We start from the raw sequence: 7,061 nt of genomic DNA on the forward strand, positions 1-7,061 counted from the left end.
CCAAGCTTTTCTGGTCGGAACCCCCTAAGCCGAGTTTTCAAGGTGCTGCGCCGTCCACTTGGTTTTCGAGACTGGCCTTTTAATTCTAACGTAAAGCCAACCTAGAACGGCGGGGTTTCAGACCCAAAATTTCCGATGAAAACTTTTCTGACTTTTCTTCAGCTATTTATGAATGTCTGAATGATGTCCATCTGAAACATAAAAAAGAACTGGATTCCTTGCTCACTCTACGATTTCAGAAGTTTAATAAATCTCAGATTATGAACGTCTAAAGTATATACAAGATCTGCGATCGCCCTTAAAAAGGGGGACTTTGAATCCGGTTCCCCCCTTTTTAAGGGGGACTAGGGGGGATCAATCAATGCTATAATAACCACTATTTATCAGCAGGTAAGATAAGGGTGAATTTATTAGTCCATCGTTATCAAATTGTGCGATCGCTTGCTTCTGGTGGATTTGGTGAAACTTTTCTAGCTAAAGATACCCAATTACCAGATCATCCTTGGTGTGTTGTCAAGCAACTTAAACCCCAATCTGATCCCCAATCTTGGCAAATAGCAACGCGTTTATTTGATACAGAAGCAAGAAGTCTTTATCAATTGGGAAAACACGCTCAAATCCCCCAATTATTTGCCCATTTTTCTGAAAATAATCAATTTTATCTCGTTCAAGAATATATTGAGGGACATCCTTTAGGTGAGGAAATTATACTAGGGAAACAATGGGAAGAAATAGCAGTAATTGAATTTTTAGAAGATGTATTATCAACTTTAGCTTTTGTACATCAGCATAACGTTATTCATCGGGATATTAAACCTGATAACTTAATTAGACGCAAACGAGATAATAAAATTATTTTAATTGATTTTGGTGCGGTAAAACAGATTATTAATTTAAGTAATCCTCAAAACCAACCTAAGACAATTGGAATAGGAACACCAGGATATATGTCAAATGAACAAAATCTAGGAAAACCTACCTTTAGCAGTGATATTTATTCTGTGGGAATGATTGCTATTCAGATGTTAACGGGATATTATCCTACCCAATTAGTTGATAGTCAAACAGGAGAAATACATTGGCAAAATAAAGTCAAAACAACACCTAAATTTACTGATATTTTAGTTAAAATGAGTCATCCAGATTTTCAACAACGCTATCCCTCAGCTACAGAAGCTTTGCAAGCAATTCAAGGTTTACAGGGAGTCTCCCCTACCATTGCGCCAACAGTTTCTATGTCTCATTCTTCATCTATACAAAATAAAGGGGGTAAAATTGCCGTTATTCCCCTAATTTTAATGTTACTTTTAGGAGGAGTAATTGGTATTGGGGTGATCAATTTATCTGAGAGACAACAAAACAATGAGACACAACATCAACCTGCTTTTTAAGCTATAAAGGTAATAGGAACAAGTTTAACAGGAGTAAGTAAGATTTATGAAGCGTCATACTTCGGGAATAGCAGTCTCACTTTTATTTGGTTTGCTAATGCTGACCTCAGGATGTCAAGGAAATTCTAATGCTGCAACAAAATCTAAGTTTTTTTGTGGAAATGCTCAATATTTAGGTAAAAATGTGCCAGCTACTATTGTCCATAATCCAAATTCAGACAGAGATTTTACTATAATTATTTGGAAACCAGATAATTATTATTTTGGTAATCAATGGAATCCTCGAAAACGATGTGATCAAGTTTCTAGACGATTCCAAGATATTTATGATCGGGATGGACTACAGTATGTCACGGCTACGGTAGCAACTTGGATTAATGATCGAGAAGTTCCCGTTGTCTGTGGAGTAAAATCCAAAAGTGCTACTTGTGATCAAGATGATTTACTCTTTACTTTGGAAACTAAGGATGAGCCTTATGCAGTATTAGATGATCTTATGGAAATTCGTCAAGCACCTGATAACAATACACCCTTAACTAGAGGAGTAAATGATTCTAAAAATTCTGGTAAAAAGCAGCAAGTTTTTTATGATTTATCTGAGGTTTTGAAAGTAGAAAAATCCCCAAAACAGCCATCTAATCCAAACAATGGTGCAGCGTTTTAGACTCAAAAAACAAAATTTTATCTGATCATATTAATATGATCAGATAAAATTTTGTCTGAATCATTATCTAAATTATCATGCTCTATATATACAATTGAAGTAATTCTCTGGAGGTAATCATGAAACTATCTCAATTAGCGACTACCGTAATTATTGCTCTAACGTCAAGTCTCTTTAATCCTTTTCATTATGGCAATTTCAATCGTTTAGGTATTTCCTCAGTTTTAGCAGCAGATTTTTATGTAAATAATCCAGATCGTCCTATCAATGGTAAGCCTCTAACTTTAGAAAAAGCCTATTATTTAGTTTTTCTTCCTCAAAATTTAGTGCAGTATGGTAATACTCTTTCGGAAGCGGATAAAAAAGCTATTATTGAAGATATGCCAAAAATTCAGGAATTTTTAGAAAAAAATGACGGAAAAATTGAATGGGATAAAATATGCACAGTTTATCAAATTGCTGAAGATTGGAAAAGAGCAATTAATGCTTGTAAGAAGGAATTAGAATCTCAACAATCTAATATAGAACAAGGACAAGTTCTAGGAGAGTTAGGAATAAATGATCCTTTTACTCAACTTGCTGAAGCCTACATAGGTGCTGGAGAATATGACAATGCAATTAATTATTTAAACAAAGGTCTTGAATTTTCTAAAGTTGGTCATCTATTGGGATTACCAAAAGAAACAAATTTTAAATTTTCATATTTATTATCAATGCGTCTAGGAACAATTTATTTGAAGCTAGGGAACTATCAAGAGTCAATTAAATATTTCCAACAGGCATTAGATAATGTATCATCAAACCAACAAGCATTTATGTGTGAAACCTGTCAAACGAGTGAATTTCATGGGATAGTATCTTCAATACATGAAGGGATAGCATTTGCTTTACTTTGGCAGGGAAATTTGCAGGAAGCAGAAAAGTCATTTACAGAAGCAATGAAAAATGATGAAATCTCTTGGGAACAAACAGTTAGCTTTTTAAAACCACCGTACATTGAGGGAGGTATGACAGAGGGAAATTTAGTTAATGAAGTTTCTTCATACCCTTATGGATTACAAGAATTAAAAGTTAAACAAGGTAAATACAATGAAGCTCTAGAGTTGGCAGAAATGGGAAGAACTCGCATTCTTTCCTATTTAATCTCTAAATCAAATGATACATCTATAACTATTTCAGAAATTCAGCAACTTGCCAGAAAGAAAAATGCGACGATAGTTAAATATTCTTGGCTTGAGAGTCCTAAAATTTATATCTGGGTAATTCAACCTAGTGGTGAAATTCATTTTTCTCAAGTTGATCTTTCTCAACCATCAATTAACCCTCAACAAACTCAAGGACATTCATTCGCAAGAGGAATTAGTCTCAATTCTAATTCTTATATTAATTCTAAATTGTTGATTCCTTTGGGAATTTTACTTATAGGAATTTCCTTAAGTTACTTCTTATTACGTCATCGTAAACCCTTAATAATTGTAGGAATTGTAGCTAGTGGTTTAACATCTTCTTTCTTATTCTTTCAACAAAATCAAACCCCTTCCTTGAATATTGACAATAAAAGTTTAGTCCAACTCACTAAACAAACTTTTGCAACTGTCAGAAGTAATAATCGAGATACCCTATCTAATGCTGTGACAGCAAAAACCTGTCAAGATCAAAACCAATGCTTAGACAGATTATCTCAGATTCTTATTGCTCCTATTGCCAAATTTTTACCTAAAAATCCAGAAGAATCCGTTATTTTTATCCCTGATAGAGAACTCTTTAGAGTTCCTTTTGCTGCTTTAAAAACTGCTGATGGAAAATATATAATAGAAAAGCATCCAATCCAAATTTCTCCCTCTATTCAAACCCTACAACTAATTGATCAAGAATCTAGTAACAATACCCTAAATCTTACCTCAAATGCTCTAATTGTTGGGAATCCTACCATGCCTAAAATGGAAAATGGTCAACAACTTCCTGCTTTACCCGGAACAGAAAAAGAAGCACAAGTTATCTCTAATTTTTTAGGAACTCAACCCCTAATTGGTGAACAAGCGAATATACAAAATGTCACCGGACAAATGCCTAATGCTGATATTATTCACTTAGCAACTCATGGTAATGATCAAGCTATCGCTCTAGCCCCTTCTAACGGACAATCTGGCTTTTTAGGTGACGAAATCTATGGGATGGACTTACGCGCTAATTTAGTTGTTTTAAGTGCTTGTGATACAGGATTAGGAGATATTACCAGTGATGGAGTTGTAGGTATAGCAAGACCTTTTATGGCAGCAGGAGTCAAAAGTGTAGTTGCTTCTTTATGGTCTGTTCCCGATGCAGCAACTTCTGATTTAATGATCGAATTTTACAACAATCTTAAAACTAAACCCAATAAAGCCCAAGCTTTACAACAAGCAATGTTAACTATTATGAAACAACACCCTGAACCCGTTAACTGGGCTGGATTTATATTAGTTGGAGAAGCAGAGTAAGCGATTACTGGAAGGTGTCCTATGGGTTTTGCCTGAATGGGTTATGATTGGTGCGATCGCTGTTATTTCTGTCTGGGGTTTCTCCAAACGCAATGTTTTAGATCTGGTACAAAAAGAAGATTAACACAAATTGTATAGTGCGATGCCGAAGGCACTGCGTAGCAGTACGCCGATCTTGTCGGTTGGGTTGAGGCAACGAAACCCAACACTACCTTTTCCTATCTTTCACTTAATCGGACAACGCAAAGGCATCGGTATCGCCGCCGCCGAACCTCTCTATGTGGTCAAACTTGATCCCGTCATGAATCGGGTTATCGTCGGTAATCGCGAAAGTGCCGTTAGTGCCGCTTGTCTTGTCGGACGGATGAACTGGGTTTCTATTGCCGAACCTACCACCCCTATCCGCGCTCAAGTACAGGTACGTTATCGTTCTCCGGCTGTTCCTGTCAATGTTATTCCCCTAGAAAATAATCAAGTGAAGCTGGTTTTCGATGAACCACAATTTAGCATCACCCCGGGCCAGGCAGCTGTGATTTATGAAGGGGAAATCGTCCTCGGTGGGGGGATTATCTCAGGAGCAACTCCCAATGGAGAGCCACCAATTCACAGAATAACCTGATTATGGTTCGCAGGTCATTCTGCCAATTAGGGACTCTCCCCAGCAGATTTAGCTAAAAATTAACGACGGGGTACAGAAGCCTCGATGTTAATATTCATAGCGGAGACTCTTGGTACAGGATTGCCTTTGGCGCTACCGAGACCCCGGGCCATAGCCAAGAAGCTGGAAGGATCGCCGGCTTTGGGTTTTTGCTCTTGGGGAACATAGCGACGGACAGCATTCTGCCAAACGATTTGAGGGAAGCCCAAAATACCACGATAGTAGCCATCGTAGCGAGGGGAGGTGATGTTGAATGGACGTTCACCGATGTCGCGGCTGGCCAGGGTGCGACGACGTTGGTAGGGAACGGTATCATAACCAAAGCTTTGCAGATACTCGTCACTGTTGAGAAGTTGATCGACAAAACCTTGAATCCCTTTGGTGGCAACGACAATCGACCAAGCAATTTTTTCTCTTTCGCTATAGACATCGCGACCGAGAACTCTTTGTACTACCTGTTCGACAAAGCGATAGTTGCTGTTTTTCTCGTAGAAGCTGTTATAGAAGGTTTTCGATAACAGTAAACCACGAATGAAATCCCGCACCGATAATTGTCCATTGCGTAATTGGGATTCGAGGAAAGGTTCCCGATCCCATTTAAAGGCATGGAAGAAAATCTGACGGTAAGCGGCTTCGATTAAATCGTCCAGGTCGGTAGGGGAGAGGACATTTTCCGTCGTGTAAACTCTCGGTTTTTCGTCTCCACCGACATCATAACCAGCTACCCGCACGTTTTGGGACTTGGGGGCGTAATTTAAAAGAGGAATGGCCAAGGGTAAACCTCCGTATCCTTAGAAATGCTTAAAAAACTTTCCTCCTAATGATAAGGGAGTAAGTGCCAACTAGAAAAGAAATATTAAAAATTCTTACAATTGTTAAGAAAACTCGTTTACCATCCGGGGTGTTGGGGGTTGGGGTTTTAGGGTGTTGGGGTGTTGGGGTGGTCACTGCGTGCGCGTTGCGGGGGGTGTTGGGGTATTAGTTGAATTTCCCCATTTCCCCATTTCCCCATTTCCCCATTTCCCCATTTCCCCATCTCCCTGTCTCCTAAATTTACCAGCCACTAATCGAATAGGATGAAGGTTCGGGGGAATCACTAGAGACTGACTCCGATGACTGATTGCGGGATTCAGCACAGAAAGTGGCCGTATTAAAACCGCCAAAACGTTGAACTGTGCTAGTGCGGAGACGTAAATCGGCATCGGCAAACCAAAAACGCTCGATCGAGGTCATAGTTTCGTATTCTGTAATTAAGACTAAACCTTCCTGTTCATCAATGTGATAACGGCCCGCCACGGGAACGATTTCCGCATAACCTCGCTCCCGCAACAGAACACCAGCTTGGGGATTATTTTCATCGGGAATTAGCGCAAAAACGGTGGTTCCTTGATGATTTTCGTCTTCTTTGTCCCACTGCATCGAACCATCCCAACTGACAAAGGCACCCCCCACAGTCTTAGCGGGATCGACTTCGTGCATTTCACAGATAGCGATAATTTTCGGGTTATCGGCGCTTAAAGCTTCCACATAAATCTCGGAATCGCCAGTTTCTGAGCGTCGAAAGGGTAAATGATGGGTGGTGCGCTGAGATTTCCACTGTCCCGCACTTTTCTGAAAAAAGGTCATCCCGTCCATAGTTTTTATCCTCTATTTTTTCCATCTATTTTAACGCCATCGTCGTTTTCTGTAATCCTTGTCTCCCTCTCTCTCTCATTCATCCCCAAAATAATCATGATCAATTCTCTTGATTTCATAGATTTTTTGGGTCGATACACCTAAATTATAAGTAGGGAGGCACAATTATTTGTAGGATGGGTTAGCGGTAGCGTAAACTAGGCGGGCGTTGGGTTTCATGCTTCAACCCAACCTAC

Annotated in this window: 5 protein-coding genes and 2 pseudogenes; 5 read left to right on the forward strand and 2 right to left on the reverse strand. The window is 39.0% G+C overall.

Annotated features, from left to right (window positions below; translation table 11 throughout):
• Positions 1-137: 137 nt before the first annotated feature.
• The 5 genes and pseudogenes from O9324_RS09200 to O9324_RS09220 form a co-directional block, all read left to right on the forward strand.
• Positions 138-272: pseudogene (locus O9324_RS09200) on the forward strand (IS630 family transposase); the annotation flags it as partial.
• A gap of 129 nt (positions 273-401) precedes the next feature.
• A complete protein-coding gene (locus O9324_RS09205) occupies positions 402-1,391 on the forward strand; it encodes a serine/threonine-protein kinase (protein WP_288140016.1) in 990 nt (329 codons plus the stop codon).
• 46 nt (positions 1,392-1,437) lie between these two features.
• Positions 1,438-2,055, forward strand: a complete 618-nt coding sequence (locus O9324_RS09210; RefSeq protein ID WP_288140017.1) for a COP23 domain-containing protein — start codon at positions 1,438-1,440, stop codon at positions 2,053-2,055.
• Between the two features lie 119 nt (positions 2,056-2,174).
• The gene (locus O9324_RS09215) at positions 2,175-4,532 is read left to right on the forward strand and encodes a CHAT domain-containing protein (RefSeq protein WP_288140018.1); all 2,358 of its coding nucleotides are present in this window, start codon (positions 2,175-2,177) and stop codon (positions 4,530-4,532) included.
• Positions 4,533-4,758: 226 nt separating this feature from the next.
• A pseudogene (locus O9324_RS09220) lies at positions 4,759-5,151 on the forward strand (aminomethyltransferase beta-barrel domain-containing protein); the annotation flags it as partial.
• 59 nt (positions 5,152-5,210) lie between these two features.
• On the opposite strand, the gene O9324_RS09225 reads toward O9324_RS09220, so the two are convergent.
• The gene (locus O9324_RS09225) at positions 5,211-5,963 is read right to left on the reverse strand and encodes a phycobilisome rod-core linker polypeptide (protein WP_287732694.1); all 753 of its coding nucleotides are present in this window, start codon (positions 5,961-5,963) and stop codon (positions 5,211-5,213) included.
• A gap of 280 nt (positions 5,964-6,243) precedes the next feature.
• Entirely contained in the window at positions 6,244-6,825 is a 582-nt protein-coding gene (locus tag O9324_RS09230; protein WP_271954420.1) for a phycobiliprotein lyase, read from the reverse strand.
• Positions 6,826-7,061 lie beyond the last annotated feature (236 nt).

This window comes from Microcystis sp. LE19-84.1B (assembly GCF_027531875.1).
GTDB lineage: Bacteria > Cyanobacteriota > Cyanobacteriia > Cyanobacteriales > Microcystaceae > Microcystis > Microcystis panniformis.